Below are 21,777 nucleotides of genomic sequence, written 5' to 3' on the forward strand. Positions count from 1 at the left end.
TTTGATGGAGAACGACTATTGGGTATTGTCAGTATTCAGGGCAATAATATTAAGATTGCCTCCAATCAATCCTATAGCATCGATCCTCCTTTTAAAGATTTCGTTATTAGTGTAAACGATGTTACTTTGAAAGAAAGAATGAGGGTTTCTTCAAAAGATAATCTGATATGGACATACATAGGAGAACAAATCTCTGGCTACACGTTAAGCCTAAGAGCGCAGGACATGGAGTTGTATATACTTATACATCATAAGTTTGAACTTGAAGCAGCTCCCACCGTTAGACTCCAAAATGATAACATTTTTGTGGGTATTGCCTATAAACCCGATCTTAAGAGAAGATTAACGCTTGAAGGGCTTATGGGTCAGATTGAAGAAATGGATGTTGTGCCCCAGTTTGTAAATCAGAATGTATTGAAACAAGAGTTGGAATTGCCCACAGGTAAGGAAATACTCATAGGCAAAGGTGTAGCGAGCCTAAAGGGTTCTGATGCTTGGATCGAAACCTTCTTTTCTGATGAAACCTTTCATAGAGGAGTCAATGAGAACAATGGTGTAGTTGATTTTACATCTGAGATGGTAATTCCCACTGTGGACAAAGGGACAAAGATTGCTCTTTATCATGCTTCTGAACCAGGTGAACCCGGGACAGACCTTAAGGGGAATCCAATACTAGCAGAACCTGTTAAGGATATCCTGATCCCCTTTGACCCTTCGGTAGAATACAGAACTAATGTTTGGTATGCAATGATACCTGGAAGACCGTTACTAGTAGCCAATAAGAATAGTTATTTATTAAGGATTATAGCTGTATATGAACATCATGGGGATGCCACTTATGAAAAGGGAAACATCTATTTCACCGGAGATATAACGATTCATGGTGATGTTCATGACGGTGTGCAGATTGAAGCATTGGGCAAAGTAATGGTGAAAGGAAATGTATTTAAAAGCTCAATACTTGCGGCCGGCAGTATTTCAGTCACCGGTACCATTCTGAACGCAACATTAAGTGCGGGTAAGCCCTCTATGCTGGCTAGTATGTTTTATAAAGAACTTTTTCAACTGAATAAATCCTTTGAAATCTTAATCGCTGCTATGAAGAAATTTAGTGAAATGGCCAATAACAAAGGGTACGAATATGGCACACTTTTAAATATACTCATTCAAGTTAAACATAAGAAGTTTTTTGAAGAGGTAACTGAATTCGTGCAAAAACTGGACAAAGTGAAATCTGGATTGCCTGAATATATACAAATCTTAAAAATTCGCTTAAGCGGTTTTATGAATGAAGAAAGAATCGCCTTGCAAAAAGATGAAGGACAGATGAAGGGGATTAGTATATATCTCCAAACTGCAGTGGAAAGGGTCGAAGCCTTGTCTACCCAACCTTGTGATATTAGGTTCGCTTCTGCATCATATTCTGAGATAGGTACAGGAGGCAAAGTTGAAGTAACAGGAAAAGGCACAATTCACTGTAAAATTCATACAGAGAAGGGAATAGCCTATCTTATCCCAAGCGGAAAAAGTCATGGCGATGAGATCCATATTAAGGGGGCACTGTATGAAGCTTAGATTAGGTATTACGGGGAAACTATCACTGTTGTCCATATCTCTTGTCCTCTTTAGTGTGATCTCCATCTTGACCGCTGGCTACTATGTGAATTACAACCAGATTGATAAGGCTGCCGGTGAAGAATTGGTCGGGTGCGCCAATATTACAACTACCTTGATTGATCCCAGCCAACTGCTGCGAGTTATTCAAGGGGATAATACAGCACTTCCCGCTCTGCAGGACAAGATCGATGGTATTGTGGACCACAAACCCATTTTTCTGGATGCAGCTATTATAACTGTTGATGGAACAATCCTGGTTGCAGATAGTCGCATGAGAGAAAGTGGAATAAAGCCCGGAGACACCATGCCTATAGCTGCATCCCTGCGTGATAGTCTTATTCAAATGCATCACCCCGTGTATTCGGAACTCTATAATTATAATGGCCTCAAACGAAAAGCAGGTTATGCCCCCATCTTGAGTGCAGATTCTCAGATTATTGGCTTAATGATGGTGGAGTTTGATGCCAACATTATTACGCAGCGCACCAAGGAAATGCTGGCTTTTACCTTTAAGATCGGCGGGATATTTCCGATCCTTGCAGGTTTAGTCGGTTGGATCATGGCGAAGCGATTAACTAAGCCAATCAAGGATCTTACCCATCTAATGAAAAAGGTCGCAACGGGAGATCTAACGGAAAATATAGAAGTCAGTACCAGGAAGGATGATTTGGGAGAACTCTGGGAATCGTACCGCTACTTGATCTTGAGCCTAACTAAGGATATTCATGAAATATCCCAGCATGCCGGCCAGTTGGATTCTCATAGTAAACAAATCAATCAAGCATTTGAATATCTGACTCAAGGATCGTCAGGTCAATTCGATTCCGTACTACAAGTATCCAATAAAATGTATGTAATGGAGCAGGGAGTGCAATCCGTAGTCAAGTTCGCTTCCATGGCCAGCGCTTCATCAGAAGAAGCCGTTCACCTTGGGAAGCAAGGTGGGATAGTTGTAAATAGCTCTAGAGAAAGTATGTTCCATATCCGGTCTACGACTAATGAGCTCATTGTGAATACTTCGAAAATTTCCGACACCGTTTCAATTATTAGTGATATTTCCAGTCAAACTAATCTTTTGGCGCTTAATGCAGCTATTGAAGCCGCTAGAGCAGGAGATTCAGGAAGAGGGTTTGCCGTTGTAGCCGAGGAAATTCAGAAGCTTGCGGATCGAACCTCACAGTCTACACAAGTTATCAATGCATTGATTCTCGGTGTGAATGAGTATATGCGGCATGCTGAAGAGGCCATTAAGATCGGTGTTGAACAGAATATGGAGACTGAACAAGTGTTCCAGAGGATTCTTTATGCCATTGGTGATATGGAGAATCGCATTGCAGACATCCTGCAAGCAAGCGATGAACAGGAAGTTCATACCAAGGAAGTTATGGCTTCAGTGAATCAAATTTCTATGCTTGCGGAAGAGAGCCAGACTCATATTACTAAAACGTCTACATTAGTGGGTCATCTCACTCATATGTCGCATAGCTTGAAGGATATGTCTAGTAAGTATCGGATGAACTCGCAAGAAGATGACCAGAAAGAGGACAAACTATGATGACTATGAGCGCCGAACATTGCTTGCTACTTAGAGGCGAAACAGATATTGAATTAGCGATGGACTTGACAGGCTCTTATGCAGAGGATATAGGATTCGATTCCAAGGAAACCATTTTTCTAAAGCTGATGACTGAAGAAGCCTGTATGAATGTGGTGGATCATGGGAGTATGTATAGTACTTTCTGGCTGAAGTGGGAGTTATATAAAGACGGGATGGATCTTTTGATCAGTCAAATAGGCTCTCCGTACAGTATAAATTCAAACCTAGAACTGCAGACGGAAGCCTCTAGAGGCCGTGGATTATACATTATTAGGAATTTATGTGACAGTATGAAAGTTGAACAACATGGGAGCGTTACTTCTTTAATTATTACTAAAAGAAGAAAATTATTATCGATAACAAGCTGAAATGTTACGAGGGATATATAACAACCAGATGGGCGGGTTAGAGCTATGAAACACTGTATGGATGGGTTTGGGGTCATTCAGGATGGATTATCAAACAAAGTACAGTTATCGATATTCATCACCAATGTGGATGGGGAGTGTATTATACCACCAACCATTATAGATCCCATCACAGATCATGTTGCTCAACACTTTGCTATTCAAGAATATATGAAAAGAACAATATTGACTTACGGTGCTTCAAAGAGTCCACAAGTCATTGAAGGACAGTCTACAGCCTTTTTTGGTACAAAGCTGATGCTCTATCCGGTGACCCTGGCAGATTATCCTGACTACTATATTTGGTCTGGATTTTTTACTGAAGAAGCTGTAAATGTTGATTTGAATGACAGGCCATTTAAAGTGTACGGTGAAATTATCCAAAAATCTCCTGATGAGGTCCAACAAGTCATTCATTATTTTGATATTTACTCGAGCCTGCTAACTACTATACTAACTAGCCAAATGGAAGTAGAGAAGCGGGAAAAGGATCTGGGGCAATTGAATCAGATCCTGGGGGCTATTCATACGCAGAGAAATACAAAAACTGAATTTCTTGAGAATCTTCATGATTTTTTGCCTGAAGTCGACTTTTTGGCTTACGCCGAAAAAAATAAAGATGATTCTTTCCAAATCCTCTATACCAGTGGTAAACAGAGTGAAGTTCTAAAGGAGCAAAGTTTTCTCCTGGGGGAGGGAATTCTGGGGAAAGTTGCAGCGACTTCTAAACCTGAGATTTGGAAGCATGCAGACAAAGATCCAAGGAATGTTTTTTTTAAGAAGCTCAATCTGCCCATCAAACAGTTATTCTGCTATCCTATTTTTAATGATTCTGCTGTTGATGGAGTGTATTTTGGAGGGATGTATTCCTACCTTCCGGAGCTTCAGTCTCAGCCATTTATTAAGATAAGTACAGATTTATTGCAGCTTCACTTAGTGAATACACGTTTAAGAGCCGAGCATAATGAAATGAATGCTTTAATGACCATTGTATTTGAATTGTTCAAAAGTATTAAGGAAACCAATCAAGTAAAACAGCTGTTCTATCTGCTGCTCGACGCTACTTTAAATATAACGGAAACCACATTAGTTTGTTTGTTATACCGTGATAAGTTTAGAACAGGCAAGCTGCATTTTCTATCTCGGGGTATTCAACAACCTGAATTACATGACGTAACCTCAAAGCTAATCAGCAAATATTTTGATGGGGAAGTCACTTCGAGTGGAGAAGAACAAGTATGTCATTGGGAGCAAGGGCGTGCAGTTCTTGAAGTTCCTATTATGTTCAATAATTCTTTGGTTTCGGTATTATGTGTTGAGGTTATGCGGGATAAATATGGACTAGCAGGTTATTATGCAGATGCCTTCAGGCTGCTGTATACGCTGCTGATTCAAAAGTTAATGATTAATGAACTGGAAGAACTTGCTCGCATTAAATTGCTGCAAAGTGCTCTACAGCAATGGAATCCTGAATTATTTAAGGAATTACAAGTGCTGGAGAATTATCTATCAGACCTATTGCCACATTTACCGTTAACAGAAGATGAGCAACATCGGGCTTTATTAATTTGTCCTATCCTTTTTTATGATACAGAAATGCTGCGTTCTCATACCTTTGCGAAGGATACTATAGATATCATTGACGAATTCCAAGTGTGGAACAAAGGTGGGGCAATTCCTGTTTCTATCATTGGACAAGTATTGGCACTTAGCTACCTCCAAAAGGATGATGAATCACATACGAATTCCGTGTCGGGGTTTTCAAATGCTTTAATCCAAGCTTTTGACAAATATAATCGGAAAGCTATTTTCCTGGAAGCTGACCTTTCTATTAAAGATAAAGAAGACGAAGCGGCTATCCATAAAGTGAAAGAGAATATGGAGCAATTGTCCAAAAGGGAAAATGAGGTTCTTCGACTGGTTGCAAAAGGACATGGGAATAGGGAAATAGCTATGAAACTATTTATAAGTGAACATACGGTTAAAAATCATATCAGTAGTATATTCCAAAAATTAGATATAAAAGATAGAAATAAAGCAACAGCGGCACTTTACAAACAAATATACGGTATACAATAAAACATCTCGTATGAGTTGTTTTATTTTTTTTGTAGTCATAGTTACTTATTATATACTGTTTTCTTTGAAATATAATAAGACTATATGGGGATTTCTTAGCTAATCTAAACGGATTATAATAGGATTAATAGAAAACATCTATAGCAAAGAAGGGGAGAAGATGAAGGGTAAAATACATATCTTATTGCAAATGGAATGCACACAATTCTTCCAACAGAATTCAGGCGCTTTCGAGAGCATTGAAGGCTTATCCCTGAAGCTAGGCAGGTCCGTAGACCAACTTGAAGCGGTTCTTTCTATACTATGTAAAATAAAAATATTAGAAAAAAAAGGAGACGGTGCATTCAGCTTTTATAGATATCTGCTACCTGATGTAAACGTGATAATGGAGCAGGAACTTGAAGATGCTTGACCTTATATAAACTGTGTTTCCGGTACTGTGTTCCCGATCTTTAGCATATGCTTGGTCTATCAGACTTGTCCTGTAAGGAGTTGAAGACTTGGCAAATGCGCTGCTCGGTAGTTTATTATCAGCAATGGCGACTGTGCTTGGAGCGATTCCCATTCTGTTCATTAAGAGGTTATCGGAGAAATGGAAAGACATTCTCGTTGCGTTCACTGCGGGTATAATGGTCTCTGCCTCCACGTTTGGCTTAATGCCGCAAGCGATTATAGAGTCGGGAGTTGTCTCTTTGACCTTGGGCCTGGTTACGGGTGTACTGCTGCTCGATTTGATTGAGAATAACATTCCCCACATTGATGTAGAGAATTATCCAGGTTACACCAATATGGACTCAAAGGCATTGCTCGTCATGATCGCACTGTTTATTCATAATATTCCGGAAGGTCTCAGTACAGGTTTCAGCTATGCCAGCGAGCAGGGGAATCTGGGACCTATGGTTGCCATTGCTATCGGTGCGCAAAACATACCGGAAGGATTAATTCTGGCCGTCTTTCTAATGAACTCACGGAAAACCAGACTAAAAGCGTTGATTATAGCTGGGCTCACGGGTCTGATGGAAATGGTTTCAGCGGTGATTGGTTATTTTACAGCCAGCTCTATACAGACTGTGGTCGGCTACGGTCTGGCTTTTGCGGCGGGAGCCATGCTTTTTATCGTCTATAAGGAACTGATTCCGGAAAGCCATGGTCATGGTTATGAACGGCCCTCCACCTATTCCTTTATTTTGGGACTGTTAATTATGGTATATATTACGCAGATATTTGGGTGAGGTTAGAAGGAAATCAGGCAGAGCTCGTCGAACAAGAAGACTACTATGATGAAACATAAACCGATTGAAGAAATGTCCTTTTGTATTTTGCTGGTCTATATTTTTGCCGGAGCACTTGGAGCGGGGTATTTTTATACCCGTTCCTTTTTGGCATTGGATGCCCTTTTGTATACGGCGGTACTAATCACTATTTTGCGCTCTGGTCAGTTGACACTGCTGCGAGTGCATGCCTTTCTGTTATTGCTTATCGTACTATATTGGTTTTCTGTAGCAGTGGCGGTCGACCATGAGCAGGCATTGCTTGAAGCTGCGAGAATTTCATCTTTGCTCCCGTTGTCACTGCTGTTTGCGGGCTTGTCTCAGGAGCGGAGAGATAGGATCTGGTCGGCCTGGGCCTGGAGTGGGGCATTGCTTACCCTTTGGGGGTTGGCTTTCGGACTGTTCCGGGAGGGACGCCTGGAGTCCACGTTCGGATATGCTAATGTATTTGCCTTACTTACCGCGGCAGGATTGGTGGCAAGCTGGCGTTCCTATAAGCGGTCAGGGGACAAAAGGTATTGGATGCTTTGCGCCATTCAACTTGTTGGCCTGTTATTATCTGGCTCAAGAGCGGTGTTGATTCTGGTTGTGGTCGGTGTAATCATTCATGTATTTATGAACAGACAGGATAAGAAGACTAGACTGATGGGAAGCGTGCTATTGGCTGCTCTACTTGTGGTGGTAATAGCCGAAGTTATAACGAATGGCGGTAGGACGTTCAGGGAAATTGCCTGGAATGCTCCAGAGTTTGCGCTGCGCCGCATCTATTGGGTAGACGCTTTTCATTTGTGGCAGGAGCACTGGCTGCTGGGTGTCGGTGGGGGCGGGTGGGCCGTGCTGTATCCTTCCGTATTTGTGAGATATGTACATCAGCAGTATTTGCAAATTGCGCTAGATACCGGAGTATTTGGGGCTTTGGCATTTATCGGAATGATTGTAGTCTCCATCTTGGGAGGTTTGCGCAAGGGAAGCAGGGACGCTGTTCTTGCCGTTGTCCTGTTCTGTGTCCATCTTGCATTTGATATCGATCTGGCTTATCCGCTGGTGTTCGGGTTGTTCGTTATGCTTCTCACCGGGATTGAAATAGAAGGGGATAAGAGGAGAGAAATACGACTTCCCCGCTCTTTAAGGGTAACTTTAGCATTGCCGTGTGTACTCGCTGTGTTTACTTTTACATGGCTGACTGCCAGTTATATTCTGCTTGCCAAAGGAGAGTCGGCCATTGCCCGACAGGATTGGGATAAGGCGTCAGAGAACCTGCATTCGGCGCAAGCGATGCTTCCTTGGTCCCACGACGTTCACTATCATTTGGCAGCCGTCTATTCTGGAATGGCACAGTCAGAGGGTAACGAGGCATACATGGAAAAGGCTATCGAGGAGATCAAAATAGCGTCCACCATGATCCCGGAAAATAGAAGCTATAGAGAGATGCTGAAGCAAGTAAAGAAGCATGAGAATTAGTACTTATAATCTATTAAAAAAGATATTGATATTTGTCGGTTTTGCACTTATTATGGTAAAGATTTCCGAATCATACATATCCAATAGGAGGAATTGTTCTGAGAAACACGATGCGCAAGATTAGCGCTTCACTGGCAGTACTTATGCTGCTGGTATTATGCGCTCCGGTATTAACCTATGCGGCAAGTATACTTAAAGTATACTATAACGCAACTACCGGGGATATTTCAGGGGTTATATACTCTGATAATAAAAATATTAGTTTGAGTATGGATCAAGATGGCGAGAATCATCAGGTCCCTTCAGCGATGCTGGGAGAGGTGTATCATTCCAACAGCGCTAATGTATACTGGGCCAAAGTTAATGGCAAGATTGACGCAGGCCTGAAGCCAGACAATGCGACTGTTATTGCGGGCGATACGAGGAGTTTTGCTGCCAGTGTGGCAGATAATGTGTATTCGTTTGAGAATGGGGTTGTGGCTCCTTACTGGGTCCGACAAGATACTTATTTATCAAGTCAACCGACAGGGGAGATGGGTTTACAATGGCGTTCTCCCTTTGATTTTGGGTTTTCGCATTATAATCTTTATGAGAATGGTCAATTAATTTCCTCACCGAAGGATCCCTATTATTGGATATTTAATTTACCGTTTCATTCTATGCAAAATTTCGAAGTGAGTGTAGTAGACATACTAAATCATGAGTCGGCGCGTTCTTCTTTTGGAGCTATTCGCGTTCCGGGATTGGTTGCAGAGGGAGAAGTACTGTTTAATGGAAAGGGTCAAGGCTCGTCCCTACAGCCTAATGAAGGACTAATAGCGTTCAGACCGTCCTCCCAGCCCCTTGATAACAAATCTGGATTCGATATTCAGCTCACCTTACCGGAGGCGCCTACCTACGAATTTTCCAGCGTTCCCTTTCTGTTTGATGGGGCGGAAATAGAGGCATCTGACTTTGAATTGGTAGACGACAGTGGAAGAATTATTCATATTGACAGGTTCATTTATCTGGGTGATACGCTTCAGTTTGAGTTTGATAGTCTATTAAATGCGGAGAGCAAATATACGCTGAAACTCTCATCTACGGCATCCGGTAAAGAGATTCATGTTCCTAATGTTAATACGAGACTAGCACACGTATATTTTTATTTGAAGAGTTCTGGAGACACAGATAATTATTCTTTTGAATATTCTCCCCGGAATATTGTCTTCGGTACTTTCCCAGATAAACCGACTGGGTTAACTGTAACAGCAGGAGATGGGACGTTCAACCTGAATTGGGATGCTAACAAAGAAGCGGATTTGGCTGGATATTTGGTCTGGCTGGACGGTAAATTGTTGACCGAATTACCTATTCAGAAAACGACATTCTTCATCGATGGATTGCTTAATGGAAAAAAATATCACGTGAACGTTGCCGCAGTGAATAAAAATGGGGGGAGATCCTATCAAGCCTACCTTTTCCCGATTCCTCAGGCTCTGACACAAAGTGGTGGCGGAGGCGGAGGTAGCGGTGGCACAGGATTGGGAATGACTGATACAGTGGTAACAACCCCTGCGGTAACAATGGTCGATCAGACCGGGACCGAGAAAACATTGGATATCGTATTAAAGAGTGATAGCGGCAAGGTGACAGTTTCCGTTGGTAGTGATATTAAGCAACTGCTGCTGCCTGCTTTGTCTAGTGCTATCAATAAAGACAATATGCTAGTCGTAACTAAAGACAATTTCTCACTGCAAATCCCGGGCCAAGTGCTTGAACAACTAAAGGCTTCAGTTCAAGCGGACCAATTGAAGAATGCGAGAATCTCAGTTGCATTTAACCCGTTAACTAGTGAGGACATTGCTAAGGAAATGGACAAGGCCGCTGGAAAATCAGCGAGTACAACAATCACTTCTGCAGGTGCGGCTTTCGACATTTCGTTGTCGCTTTTGGCGGCTGATGGCAAAGAAACGAAGCTTGCCCAGTTCAACCTTCCGGTCACCTTGAAACTAAAGGTGAATGGGGACAGCAATCTCAGTTTGACAGGAATCTATTATCTGAACGATCAAGGGGAGCTGCAATATATCGGCGGCAAGCTGGACAATGGATACCTGACAACGGAAATTAGCCATTTCAGCAAGTATGCAGTACTACAATATAGCAAGACCTTCAGCGATGTACCGGCTACCCACTGGGCGCTAGGAGCGATTCAATCGTTAGTAGCTCAGCAGGTAGTAACGGGTACGAGTGATCTGACGTTCTCACCGGACAAAAATGTAACGCGAGCAGAGTTTGCTGCATTTATTGCCCGCAAGCTAAACTTGGAAGCAAGCAGCACTAGCCGTTTCAGCGATGTTGTGGCTACTAAGTGGTATGCAGACGAAGTTGCGGCAGTAGCTGAAGCTGGTATTGTAACCGGCACTTCAGAATCGATCTTTGCTCCAGAGTTGACCATCTCTCGCCAGGAAATGGTAGCTATGCTAATGAAAGCTTACAATTATAAAAATAAACAGCCGCTTAGTGTGCTGGAAGAGGATCATCCGTTTGCAGACGCTACTTCTATCTCTGAATGGGCTAAGGCTTATGCAAGTTCCGCCCATCAGCTCGGCTGGATTCAGGGACGGAGTGGTAATAAGTTTGAACCGCTGCAAAGTGCGACCCGCGCCGAGGCGGTCCAATTAATCTCCAAGCTGTAGAAACAAAAGGTTAAGTGTAATCCACCTCCAGGGTCTAGACACCAGAGGTGGATTTTTTTGTTGGGAAGTATAAGTTAGTTTATATTTGCGGAATTAATTCGCAGAGCATAAAGTCAGTAAGATAAATAGATAAGCTGTCCTATAAGTAGATTTTCTATGACAGGAAACAGTTCACTTCATTCTTAAAACCATAAAAAGCAAGCAAAGCAGCGATTCACCTGTTATTGGGGAATCGCTGCTTTGCGTTTTTGGTCATTGGTTGCTTGCTTCAGCAGATTGTGAGCAAGCGAAAGCCACCCGACCTGGGGCGTCACTTTCTCCATGCCGCGAAGCAGAAATCGCCGGAAGCCCCGGTTGTTCTTCAGTTGTCCTAACACACTCTCCGGTTCCGTCATTCTACGCACGGTCAAGGTGTGACCTTCCTTACTTCGTAGAATTTCCCGAGCTAGTTTCTGGTATCGCAGTCGTTCCAAACTAACGACCACTTCCCGATTCCCTGCCGCTTTTGTACACCCTTCCCTCCGTGGACAACCTTCGCAACTTTCGCTGCGGTAATGACGTTTTCGAATTTCATATCCACTCTCTACGATTTCCTTGCTTTCTTTGCGGAAATACAGCGTTTGTCTGGCTGGGCACATCCATGTATCCTCGGTTTCGGTGTACGTCCAGTTCTCAATCTTTCCGACATTCTCTTTGCAAGCTTTACTCTTTTCTTTGTGATAGCTGCCGTATTTCACTACCGCCTGAATCTCTTTCTTTTCCAGATAGGCGTAGTTTTCTTCACTCCCATAGCCTGCATCCGCAATCACCGTCTGCGGGAGTTTCCCCAAGATCTGCCTTGCTTTTTCCATACGCGGCTGTAAACAACGGGTATCGGTAGGTCTCGGATGTAGACTGTAGCTTAAAATAAACTGGTTTTCGGTTCCGATCTGTACATTGTATCCTGGTTTGAGCTGACCATTTCGCATGTGATCTTCTTTCATCCGCAGGTTGCATCCGGGTCTGTCTTGCTGAAGCTGTTCCGGTCACCGAGCAGTACTTGGTACTGTTCGTACTTCAACAGCCTGGTCAGCAAATCCTTGCGAAGCTTCCGAACGACTTTCTTCAGGGGCTTGTCTTTGGTTTCTCTATTAACTGGGCTTCAAGCTTCTGTGTCACTTGTTCGAGTTTCTCACTGCTCAGCTCGGAAGACTCCCCGAGTTCAGGGAGGTCTCTTCCGAGGCACTCATGTTCTTCTTGGTCCTCTGCTGCTTCGATGTTCGCGAACAGGGCATATACCTGTTCTTGCAATTTCACTTTATGCTTACTGACCGCTTTGCCCCAAACAAAGGTGTAGCGATTGGCGTTGGCCTCAATCTTAGTCCCGTCGACAAAGTAATGATCCAAAGAGATATATTTTTCGTCAGCCAGAAATTGGAGTACGGTGGTAAATACGGTTTGAAGGACGTCTTTCATCCGCTGGGAACGAAAACGGTTGATCGTGCGGAAGTCTGGACGTTGCCGTCCGGCCAGCCACATGAAGGAATCCATTGGCAAGCAAAGTTGGTCCATGGTATATTGAATGTACAAAAGAAACCTCTCCTTGATTTAAAATGGTTGGTCGCACTTCCATTTTACCAAAGAAAGGTTTCTTTTTTTTATGATTTTTAGAAGGTTTGTAGATACGATTCCCGCTTAAAAAGCGGAGCGAACGGAACGATTGTGGAAAAACGATAGCGTTCGCCTTGGTCTCCGGATTTTCACCGCTAAGGGGAATGAAAAAAATCTGGAGACCACAGCGATTGGAACAACGGTCCGTTCGCGGAGCGTCCTCATAAGCGCAACCGTCTCGTCTATCTGACTCCAAAAAAAGAGCTGCCCCAAGCAGCCATTTCATGGCTTATGAGACAGTCTCTTTTTGCTATGATGATGCCTTTTTATTACTCTCCAGCTACTGCATCCAATGCAGAATGAATAGCTATTAATGCAGTCAGATATTCCTGTACAGTAGAATTTGGATTATTTAATACTTCATTTGCATTATCCATGGCTTCCTGTAAGGCAGCATCAAATGATCCATTATTTAATAAAATATGAGCTGCATTTACAGATTGCTGCAGTGCCGAGAATACGGTTGGAACGGTCAATATAAATTCTTTGTTTGTGGTGGCAAATCCCCGTCTCAGTTCTAATGTAACTTTATACTTTATGGGTTCATTGGTTCCGTTATATTCGAGGTACCGAATATTGCTGTAGTCTTTATACAGATAAACCGTATCGCTTACACTTGTTGGAGAATAATATTCTAGCGATTTAATATCAATCACTAAATCACTTGGGAATACCTGCAGTGGATTAGACTGAAGATAGACTACATCTCCTACACTTAATGTGCCTGGCACTTCTTTGTCAGCGAAAGCATTGGCAATCGTCGTAGAAAGTTCAGTATAGTTTGCTTCTGATATTACAGGCACCGTCAAACGTCTACTTTCATCCAAGCCTGGGCTTGTTAAGGTAACATAAATGATGCGTTCATTTGCTCCGAAGTCCAGACCTGTTATTTCAGTCGTATCCGAACCTTCTTGGACGGGTTCAGACTGGATAGGGGGACCCGTTTCATTGGTATACACCGATACGATATCTCCAGGTGAAAGAGAGTTTAGCTTAACAACATCTGTGGCTCCGGGATGATTCTCAACACTGAAAGCATAGGAATCGGGTAACTGTGAGTCTAGATCAAAATCTACATTCGCAAGCGGCTGTGTATTTGTCAGCTCATTCTTGTCCTCGAAAGTTAAGTTGTTACCATCGACTGACATGTTAAATACATGCCAGTATAGTTGGTTACCTGCACCGGCAGGAACTTGGTAAGTCTTCACCGGTACTGCGTTATCGCCGTTGTAGACTTCCACTTTGGCGCCTGATGCGGACAAGGTGTCCAATCCGGCTTGTCCGTTGCCGCTGAAATTAACAATATAAAAGGTATAGGTTCCATCCACACGTTTGCGAATAGTGGTGGTCTCCGGACCGTAAGAGTTCGTGTCATCGTGGTCCAGATCAGCATATAGCACATTGTTCTTAGTGTACTCATTGTCAGCGTACCAGGTATGGAAAAACTTGTTGTTCGCTGCTGGACCGACCAGATGTGAGTCCTCATCTAGCGGCAATAAATCCCAAGTGAGTACAATGCGGATTTCATCAGCCGCTGGTATGCGGATTGCGGTAGCATCTTGAAGTGTATTCTTATAATCCGTCAAAGAAGCAGCAATTACATAAGTCGTAATATACCCTGCTTTCACCAATTGTCCAGTGTAAATTCCAGGAGAGAGGCTGGCAAAGTAATGCCCATTAATATCAGTTACAACAGTACCTGATATAGCTCCTGTAGTGTTTCCCAAGCCTTTGCGGAACTGAATCGTCAGATCTGCTACTGGCTGATGATTAACATCTGTAATAGTACCTTCAAAACCGTATACAATCTCCGTAACTGAATTCGGGTTGCCCCCGTTAGGAGCGGGTGATCCGATGGTCACCGAAATGTTATCAGCTCTGGTCACATGGTTCGGAGTCTGGGTAATAGTTGAACCCGAGACATTAATTACGGCTGTTCCAATAGATCCTTGCCCGGTCACTCTGGCGACGGCATTAAGAATCAGGGTGGTCAAGCTGGCTCCACTGCTAATATTAATTCCGGTATTTGAAGCACCAGGTGCAACTTGCAGCTCTTGAATAGATCCTGAGTTTAGATTAACTTGGATAGCGGCCGCGTATACATCCACAGTTTCAAATGTTCCGGCTAATGTGACTTGTGAGTTCGCGGGGATAAGCCCGGATAGATCAACATTGTCGAATCCACTGCCTGTACCGGTTCCCTCCTCCAGCAAAGCTCCAGATTGTAGAGTGATTTGCTGTACGGAACCGGAACCTTCAGTAATAATACGGATACTGCCGTCTTTCTTATTTACAATAACCGTTATCAAGGTGGAATCAATAACATGTATGCTATTTTTTCCGCCACCAGTTATGGTAGTTGTTCCTCTAACGGTCACGTTCTTTAAGGACACATCACCTTTCCCAACACCTTCGCCTATTAATAGATCGCCTGTAATTATGGTATTGCTTAGCACAATTCCAGGTGCGTCGATATATACAGAACCAGTGATTGTAGTAACGCCAGTCTCAGGACCATAATTCCCGGCTTGATTATAAACTACTGTTTCTGAGTCCTTGGAGAATTTGAGTGCACGATCCAGTACGCTAACAGCCTCGGCTCTTGTAGCACTGGTCAGGGGGTTGAACTTTTGTCCATATCCAACCATAAGACCGGCTTCAACAATAGCTCCGATCGGGCCTTTGCTCCACTCGTGTCCCGCTGTAGTATCCGTGAATACAGTAGGCGTAACAGATCCTTTAAGTTGCAACAAAGAGGTTACAATAACCGCCATCTCTTCCCGACTAAGCGATTGATTCGGTTTGAAAGTCTGATTCGGGTATCCTTTTATGTATCCAGCAGAAGTAGCTTTGGCAATATCGGTGTAGAACCAGTCAGAATGCTTAACGTCCTTAAAGTCAATTGTGGCCGTATCCTTAAAGCCAAAGGATTTGTTAATTAATACGGCAAATTCTGCGCGAGTGATCTTATGATTAGGCTGAATGGAACCATCTTCGTATCCCGTAATCAGCCCTTTCTCCTGCCACTGTTTCAGGGTGCTTTCCGCCCAGTGGCCAGTGATATCGTCTACCTTGTTGGCATTTGTACTTGCGGCGAAGACTTGGCTCAGTGATACCAGATTCATACACAGGCATAACAAAATAATAAGAGTTTTCTTACTTAACCGGTTCTTGTTACTCAATACGACACCAACCTCTATTTAATTTTATGTACACAGACACGGCTACCTTTTCCTACTTCTTCCTCTCTTGGGTGATTCAGTACATTATAATAATAACATCCTAAGTCTATGATATTTAAGTCGCTTTTTAAGATAAAAAGTAATATTTTGTCTAAAAAAGGTGTGAATTGGGACGAATTAAAAAAGACGGCACCTAAGTACCTAGGCAGCTGCAGTGCTACCCCGGTCTCATGTGCCGTCTTTGCTGATTAAGCTTACACTTCAATTATCCCCGCAAAATAGTCTCAATCTGTTCCAGTTCTTCTGCACTAAGTTCTGGTGCATTCAAGGATGCTACGGCATCCTCAATCTGGCTTACCTTGCTGGCGCCGATAAGCGCTGAGGTTACTTTACCCCCGCGGAGTACCCATGATAAGGCTAACTGCGACATTTTCTGTCCACGTGCGGCGGCAATCTCATTTAGCTTCTGTACCTTGCCAATAACCTCTGCAGTAATTTCCTTCTCGGATAGGAATACGCTAGGTCCAGCAGCACGGGAATCGGCAGCGATGCCGTTCAGATAACGATCGGTCAGGATACCTTTTTGCAGCGGTGAGAATGCGATGGTGCCGATTCCTTCTTCAGCCAATACATCCTGAAGTCCATCTTCGATCCAACGTGACATCATGGAATAGTTAGGCTGATGAATGAGGCATGGTGTTCCTAGCCGGCGCAGGATCTGGGCCGCTTCACGTGCTTCTTCGGGCTTATAGTTCGAAATCCCGACATAAAGAGCTTTGCCTTGGCGGACAATAAGATCCAGCGCAGCCATAGTTTCTTCCAGTGGTGTGTTTGGATCTGGACGGTGGTGGTAGAAAATATCGACATAATCAAGCCCCATCCGTTTCAGACTCTGATCCAGACTGGAGACCAGATATTTCTTGGAGCCCCATTCGCCATAAGGCCCTGGCCACATATAATATCCGGCCTTGGTGGAGATGATCAGTTCATCGCGATAGGCGGTGAGATCTTTGTTCAGAATAGCCCCGAAAGTCTCTTCCGCAGAACCTGCCGGTGGACCGTAGTTGTTGGCAAGATCAAAATGGGTGATTCCGAGATCGAAGGCTCTTCTAACCATAGCTCTGCCATTCTCAAAGACATCATTCCCGCCGAAGTTATGCCATAGTCCGAGCGAAATTGCCGGAAGCAGCAAACCACTTTTGCCTGTGTGGTTATATGTCATATTGTCATATCTAGTATCACTTGCACTGTACATTCTGATTCCTCCTAAAAGTTTTGTAGCATACGCTACATGGATTACTTCGCAAAACTACTTCGAAAGCATGGGCTTAAGTTTTATGATGCTTCTACCTGTCCCTGCCACGTTCTAATTGTAGCGAAAGAACAGAGTGAAGCGTATGTCAGCATGGAAGCTTTTTATAGAACAATGTCTTCTTTATGGAGATGACGGAGGCGATATTCCTTGGGAGAGCAGCCTCGGACCTTCTTGAACATGCGCGAGAACAGCAAAGGGTCCTGATAGCCGACAGAGCGTGAAATCTCACCAATCGTACATGTGGTTTCTGTCAGCAACTCACAGGATTTAGCAACCCGAAAGTTCAATAAATACTGCTGTGGAGGCAGGCCAATGGTCCGCTTAAATAGGGTTGATAAATATTTGCGGTCCAGCTTTAGCGTTGCAGACATCATCTCTACCGTAACGTTTTCACAATAATGGGCATGCAGGAAGTGGAGACATTGCTCGACGTAAATGCTTTTTTGCTTCGGTAAAGGAAGGATGTCAGGTGCAGCCGGTACGGTCTGCAGTAATAGAGTAAAGAACTCATACATAAGCGCTTTTAATGGTAGATCTAGGCAATCTGTAGGCTCCGCCGCTTGGACTAGATGTTCGTACAGAACTGGCATCAAGTGCTCGTCCATGGGGAAGACAGGTTGCTCCGGCGACAAAGAGGTTTTGGATAATATAAACTCGACCTGTTCGCCAGTAAAAGCCACCCAAGAATAATTCCAGGGGTCAAAGTTGTCTGCTGCATAGAAAGTAACAATATGGGGATAGGTCAAAAAAGCCTGACCAGCCCGCAAGGTATAGGAATGTTCTCCGACAGAAAGCGTGCCGGTTCCTCCATGAATAAAATGAATTTTGTATAAGTCGCGTACTCCGGGTCCAACCGAATGCCCGGGAACACACTGTTCCTGGCCCCAATAATGGAGATGTAAATCGGGATTGCCACGGAAGGGACGTTCGGAATTATAATGGAATATAGCCATGGCTGCTTCAGCCTCTTTTCTGAATAAGGTTATCCTTGGGTAATCTCATTATACCTTGAAAAGAGGGATAACATGCAAAAAGCCCCATCCTCTGAAAACAGAGAAGGGACTTCCACCATTTCTTGATGTGCACATATGAATGAAGAAAAGGTTCGCAGATCAAACTAAAGTACGGCATTTGTATACAAAAGTTGGATCAGGCTTCCATCTTCAGCATAACCAGATCCTCAACAGGTACTCCATGAATCAAATGCTCTTCTACAATGCGCTCAACATCATCAGTAGTTACGTTGTAATACCAAATGCCATCCGGGTACACTATCACAAAAGGACCATTTCCGCATAGGCCAAGACAGCTGCTTTTGTTAATTTTGACCGTTTTATTGATGCCTTTCTCTACTAGTTGTTCCTTGAATGTCTGCATAACTTCCTCGACATCTTGATTATTACAATGCTCACTACAGCAGAAGAAGAGATGCTTCTTCAGAACCTTCAAACGCATATTCATAATTATGCCTCCTTGTATATGTTGCTTTTGTTCACATATCTAATGGGAGTATAGCTCCTTTTAGAATATCTGTAATGTGCTTAAGGCAAATGTTCTCAAAGGGTTAACAAAGAGGCATTTTAGGCGAATCTGATGAAAGCTAAGGTGACTTCAACTTCACGTACTTAGGTTAATAATGGCGAATTATTGTGTGGAATCTCTTGGTTAATTAAGCAATAAAGCAGGGCAAACTAGTTCAATCACTAATCAGGAGGCAAACGATATGGATAAGAGAATTGTGGGTGTCTTTACAGCCGAGCAAGATGCTTCAGGAGCTATTGAGGAACTAAAACATCATGGGTTTCGAACAGAAGATATCTCTGTAATCACCAAAAATAAAAAGGATTCTACCTCAATCCATGAGGACACAGGGACAAAAGCACCTGAAGGGATGGCTTCTGGAGCCACAACAGGCGGTCTGCTGGGAGGACTAACAGGGTTATTGGTGGGTATTGGCGCTTTAGCGATTCCCGGAATCGGGCCTATTATTGCAGCTGGGCCTATTGCAGCCACTTTGGCTGGAGTAGCCGTGGGTGTGGGGACTGGAGGTTTGGTCGGCGGTCTGGTAGGGCTTGGTATTCCAGAGGATGAGGCGGAAAGTTATGACCGCTATGTGGGCCAAGGGCACATTCTTGTAATGGTGGATGCGAAAGGCGAACATGAGCAGGATGTCTATCGTATTTTTAAGCAATATCATTCTCTGAATGGAGATCGCTTTGAGGGAAAAAGTGCTGCTGCCACAGAGGGAGATGGCGACCGTGATGTGCAGGCAGCTGCGGGCAATTCTGTTAAGAATACAGTGGAAGCTGCATTTAACGGCACCGGACTCGAAGACAGAAAGGATGATGGTTTGGGTATCGCACCGGAGCCTGAACTGACTGGGGACAGAGCAGAGCATGATATTCATAGACCGGGGATGACAGGCGCGGTTGAGGAGACCGATGAATAAGCTCAGGGGATAATTGAACGAACAAGAGCGGCGGTGGGAACTGGAACTGGAACTGGAACTCCTGAGAAATAAATAGTCTGATTAATCCCCTTTTCTAAAAGATAAGGATTTATAGGTTTCACACGATAACTTATCGTTATATTTCTCGAAGAAACGGATACCGTCCATATAAAGGACGGCATCCGTTTCTTCTTGTGAAAAAATCTTAATCTATAAAGATGCTACGTTTTGTCTGCCTGTCCATGTATCCGGTATTTCCTTGCCGGGAAGAAAATGAATGCTGCGAATATAGCGGATGGTGCGACTCTGCGCCCGCATGATTACTGAATGCGTCTCGGCCCGCTCTTTGCCGATAAAGCGAACACCACTTAAGAACTCGCCTGAAGTTACTCCGGTTGCGGCGAAGATCACATCGCCTGTGCCGACCATGTCCTCCATGTACAACACTCGTGTCGGATTGGCGATCCCCATGTGCAGGCAGCGCTGCATCTCGAAAGGACCGTCAGGCAGCAGCTTTCCTTGCATTTCTCCGCCCAGGCACTTCAGCGCAGCGGCGGCGAGTACGCCCTCAGGCGCTCCGCCCGAGCCCATATACAGATCAACATCACTGTCCGGCAGCGCTGCCGCGATTGCGCCGGCCACGTCGCCGTGTCCGAGCAGCTTGATGCGCACGCCGGCCTGACGCAGGCTGGCAATCAGCTTCTCATGCCGCTTGCGGTCCAGCACCATTACTGTTAACTCTGAGAGGGATTTGCCGGTAATGAGACTTGCTTTTTGCAGAGTGACCTCTACAGAATCTTCAATATTGAGGTGGCCAGCCAGCTCAGGACCGCAGGCCAGCTTCTCCATATAAATATCAGGAGCATGGAGCAGGCTGCCTTTGTCGGCAATGGCGATCACAGATTGGGCGTTATGCAGTCCGCAAGCAACCACCTCTGTTCCTTCCAGCGGATCAACGGCGACATCGACCGAAGGACCGTTCTTGTTGCCAACTCTCTCCCCGATATAGAGCATCGGCGCATCATCCATCTCGCCTTCGCCAATCACTACGGTCCCGTCAATGGAGACGGAATCGAACATGGAACGGATAGCGGTTGTAGCCGCATCATCAGCTGCATTCTTATCGCCCCGGCCAATCCAGCGTGCTGAAGCCAAAGCACCCAGTTCCGTTACCCGTACAATTTCAAGAGCCAATTCGCGTTCCATAGTAATTCCCTCCAGTACAATTTTTGTGTGGTGAAATTCCGAGTGCTATTATATATATCCCATAATAATACCGGCGGTTTCTTCAATAGCTTTGTCGGTGATGTCGATGACAGGACAGCCTAGCTTGGTGAACAGCACTGCGGCATATTCCATTTCTTCCGTGATCCGCGCGAGACTTGCGTACTGGGAGCCTACTGGCAAGCCCAGCACCTTCAGGCGCTCGGAGCGGATCTTCAACATATGCTCCGGGTCCATCGTCAGTCCGATCAGTCGGTTCGGCGGCAGGCTGAACAACTGGTGCGGCGGGCCGATCTCCGGTACGATCGGATAGTTGACCACCTTCTTACCCCGATGGGCCAAAAAGATGCTGAGTGGTGTCTTGGAGGTGCGGGACATGCCCAAGAGTACGATATCTGCCTTCAGCATAGCGCCAAGATCACGCCCGTCATCGCAGGCGACGGTGAATTCAATCGCTTCAATCCGGCGGAAATAGTTCTCGTCGAGCTGGTGCAGAAGGCCAGGTCTTGCTTGCGGAGCATCGTCGAAGGTATCGATAAAGGTCTGCATCATTGGGCCCATAATATCTACGATGCGCAGGTCGAGACGGACCGATTCCTCGCGAATCATCTCCCTAAGCTCTGGTTGTACCAGGGTGTAAGCGACAAAGCCTTGGTGCTTAGCCGCTTCTTCCATAAGCTTTCTAAGCTCGTCTTCATGTCTTACATTGCCATATCGTCTAATCGTGACACGCTGATTCTGGAATTGGTGTAAGACGGCCTGCACGACAGCCTCCGCCGTATCTCCTAAAGAATCCGAGCATATCGTAATGAAGTGAGAAGGTTCCTCCATGCTCATTGATTCCTCC

General features: G+C 44.4%; 15 protein-coding genes and 1 pseudogene. 9 read left to right on the top strand and 7 right to left on the bottom strand.

What is annotated here, in order from left to right; all coding sequences use genetic code 11:
* Positions 1–18: 18 nt before the first annotated feature.
* From GJB61_RS01285 to GJB61_RS01320, 8 genes are all read left to right on the top strand, one after another.
* Positions 19–1,575, top strand: coding sequence for a FapA family protein (locus tag GJB61_RS01285; protein ID WP_154116370.1), 1,557 nt, complete (start codon positions 19–21; stop codon positions 1,573–1,575).
* Complete coding sequence (locus tag GJB61_RS01290; RefSeq protein ID WP_195724188.1) at positions 1,565–3,172, top strand: methyl-accepting chemotaxis protein; 1,608 nt, start codon at positions 1,565–1,567, stop codon at positions 3,170–3,172. Before GJB61_RS01285 ends, GJB61_RS01290 begins: the two co-directional genes overlap by 11 nt.
* Entirely contained in the window at positions 3,169–3,582 is a 414-nt protein-coding gene (locus tag GJB61_RS01295; protein ID WP_154116374.1) for an ATP-binding protein, read from the top strand. Before GJB61_RS01290 ends, GJB61_RS01295 begins: the two co-directional genes overlap by 4 nt.
* Positions 3,583–3,639: 57 nt before the next feature.
* On the top strand, positions 3,640–5,700 hold the full coding sequence (locus GJB61_RS31435; RefSeq protein ID WP_229521398.1) for a helix-turn-helix domain-containing protein: 2,061 nt from the start codon (positions 3,640–3,642) through the stop codon (positions 5,698–5,700).
* A gap of 160 nt (positions 5,701–5,860) precedes the next feature.
* Complete coding sequence (locus GJB61_RS01305; RefSeq protein WP_195724189.1) at positions 5,861–6,112, top strand: hypothetical protein; 252 nt, start codon at positions 5,861–5,863, stop codon at positions 6,110–6,112.
* An 88-nt stretch (positions 6,113–6,200) separates the two neighbouring features.
* Positions 6,201–6,932: a ZIP family metal transporter gene (locus tag GJB61_RS01310; RefSeq protein ID WP_154116376.1), complete on the top strand. Its 732-nt coding sequence runs from the start codon at positions 6,201–6,203 to the stop codon at positions 6,930–6,932.
* A gap of 45 nt (positions 6,933–6,977) precedes the next feature.
* Positions 6,978–8,432 (top strand): O-antigen ligase family protein, encoded by a 1,455-nt coding sequence (locus GJB61_RS01315; protein ID WP_154116378.1) that lies wholly within the window; start codon positions 6,978–6,980, stop codon positions 8,430–8,432.
* Between the two features lie 110 nt (positions 8,433–8,542).
* On the top strand, positions 8,543–11,110 hold the full coding sequence (locus GJB61_RS01320; RefSeq protein WP_154116380.1) for an S-layer homology domain-containing protein: 2,568 nt from the start codon (positions 8,543–8,545) through the stop codon (positions 11,108–11,110).
* Positions 11,111–11,331: 221 nt separating this feature from the next.
* Here GJB61_RS01320 and GJB61_RS32475 read toward each other — a convergent pair.
* From GJB61_RS32475 to GJB61_RS01345, 5 genes and pseudogenes are all read right to left on the bottom strand, one after another.
* Positions 11,332–12,631, bottom strand: a pseudogene (locus tag GJB61_RS32475) (IS1182 family transposase); the annotation flags it as partial.
* 398 nt (positions 12,632–13,029) lie between these two features.
* Positions 13,030–15,885 carry an S-layer homology domain-containing protein gene (locus GJB61_RS01330; protein WP_195724190.1) on the bottom strand — a complete coding sequence of 952 codons (2,856 nt, stop codon included), beginning with the start codon at positions 15,883–15,885 and terminating at the stop codon, positions 13,030–13,032.
* Between the two features lie 322 nt (positions 15,886–16,207).
* Positions 16,208–17,197: an aldo/keto reductase gene (locus GJB61_RS01335; protein WP_154116384.1), complete on the bottom strand. Its 990-nt coding sequence runs from the start codon at positions 17,195–17,197 to the stop codon at positions 16,208–16,210.
* Between the two features lie 161 nt (positions 17,198–17,358).
* The gene (locus GJB61_RS01340; protein WP_154116386.1) at positions 17,359–18,210 is read right to left on the bottom strand and encodes an AraC family transcriptional regulator; all 852 of its coding nucleotides are present in this window, start codon (positions 18,208–18,210) and stop codon (positions 17,359–17,361) included.
* Positions 18,211–18,406: 196 nt separating this feature from the next.
* Entirely contained in the window at positions 18,407–18,718 is a 312-nt protein-coding gene (locus tag GJB61_RS01345) for a (2Fe-2S) ferredoxin domain-containing protein (RefSeq protein WP_154116388.1), read from the bottom strand.
* Between the two features lie 262 nt (positions 18,719–18,980).
* Here GJB61_RS01345 and GJB61_RS01350 point away from each other — a divergent pair, with 262 nt between their 5' ends.
* A complete protein-coding gene (locus GJB61_RS01350) occupies positions 18,981–19,706 on the top strand; it encodes a general stress protein (RefSeq protein ID WP_154116390.1) in 726 nt (241 codons plus the stop codon).
* A 210-nt stretch (positions 19,707–19,916) separates the two neighbouring features.
* On the opposite strand, the gene glpX is transcribed toward GJB61_RS01350, so the two are convergent.
* Together glpX and GJB61_RS01360 are read right to left on the bottom strand one after the other, a co-directional pair.
* On the bottom strand, positions 19,917–20,912 hold the full coding sequence (gene glpX / locus GJB61_RS01355; RefSeq protein ID WP_154116392.1) for a class II fructose-bisphosphatase: 996 nt from the start codon (positions 20,910–20,912) through the stop codon (positions 19,917–19,919).
* Between the two features lie 48 nt (positions 20,913–20,960).
* Positions 20,961–21,761 (bottom strand): pyruvate, water dikinase regulatory protein, encoded by an 801-nt coding sequence (locus GJB61_RS01360; protein ID WP_154116394.1) that lies wholly within the window; start codon positions 21,759–21,761, stop codon positions 20,961–20,963.
* Positions 21,762–21,777: the final 16 nt, after the last annotated feature.

It is taken from the genome of Paenibacillus monticola, assembly GCF_009664975.1.
Lineage (GTDB): Bacteria > Bacillota > Bacilli > Paenibacillales > Paenibacillaceae > Paenibacillus_AQ > Paenibacillus_AQ monticola.

What these genes read in the sequence shown, in the direction of transcription:
- GJB61_RS01290 (WP_195724188.1), top strand. Translation starts at nt 1,565, where the DNA reads ATGAAGCTTAGATTAGGTATTACGGGGAAACTATCACTGTTGTCCATA.
- GJB61_RS01295 (WP_154116374.1), top strand. Translation starts at nt 3,169, where the DNA reads ATGATGACTATGAGCGCCGAACATTGCTTGCTACTTAGAGGCGAAACA.
- GJB61_RS31435 (WP_229521398.1), top strand. Translation starts at nt 3,640, where the DNA reads ATGGATGGGTTTGGGGTCATTCAGGATGGATTATCAAACAAAGTACAG.
- GJB61_RS01305 (WP_195724189.1), top strand. Translation starts at nt 5,861, where the DNA reads ATGAAGGGTAAAATACATATCTTATTGCAAATGGAATGCACACAATTC.
- GJB61_RS01315 (WP_154116378.1), top strand. Translation starts at nt 6,978, where the DNA reads ATGATGAAACATAAACCGATTGAAGAAATGTCCTTTTGTATTTTGCTG.
- GJB61_RS01320 (WP_154116380.1), top strand. Translation starts at nt 8,543, where the DNA reads ATGCGCAAGATTAGCGCTTCACTGGCAGTACTTATGCTGCTGGTATTA.
- GJB61_RS01330 (WP_195724190.1), bottom strand. Translation starts at nt 15,885, where the DNA reads ATGAATCTGGTATCACTGAGCCAAGTCTTCGCCGCAAGTACAAATGCC.
- GJB61_RS01335 (WP_154116384.1), bottom strand. Translation starts at nt 17,197, where the DNA reads ATGTACAGTGCAAGTGATACTAGATATGACAATATGACATATAACCAC.
- GJB61_RS01340 (WP_154116386.1), bottom strand. Translation starts at nt 18,210, where the DNA reads ATGGCTATATTCCATTATAATTCCGAACGTCCCTTCCGTGGCAATCCC.
- GJB61_RS01345 (WP_154116388.1), bottom strand. Translation starts at nt 18,718, where the DNA reads ATGAATATGCGTTTGAAGGTTCTGAAGAAGCATCTCTTCTTCTGCTGT.
- GJB61_RS01350 (WP_154116390.1), top strand. Translation starts at nt 18,981, where the DNA reads ATGGATAAGAGAATTGTGGGTGTCTTTACAGCCGAGCAAGATGCTTCA.
- glpX (WP_154116392.1), bottom strand. Translation starts at nt 20,912, where the DNA reads ATGGAACGCGAATTGGCTCTTGAAATTGTACGGGTAACGGAACTGGGT.
- GJB61_RS01360 (WP_154116394.1), bottom strand. Translation starts at nt 21,761, where the DNA reads ATGGAGGAACCTTCTCACTTCATTACGATATGCTCGGATTCTTTAGGA.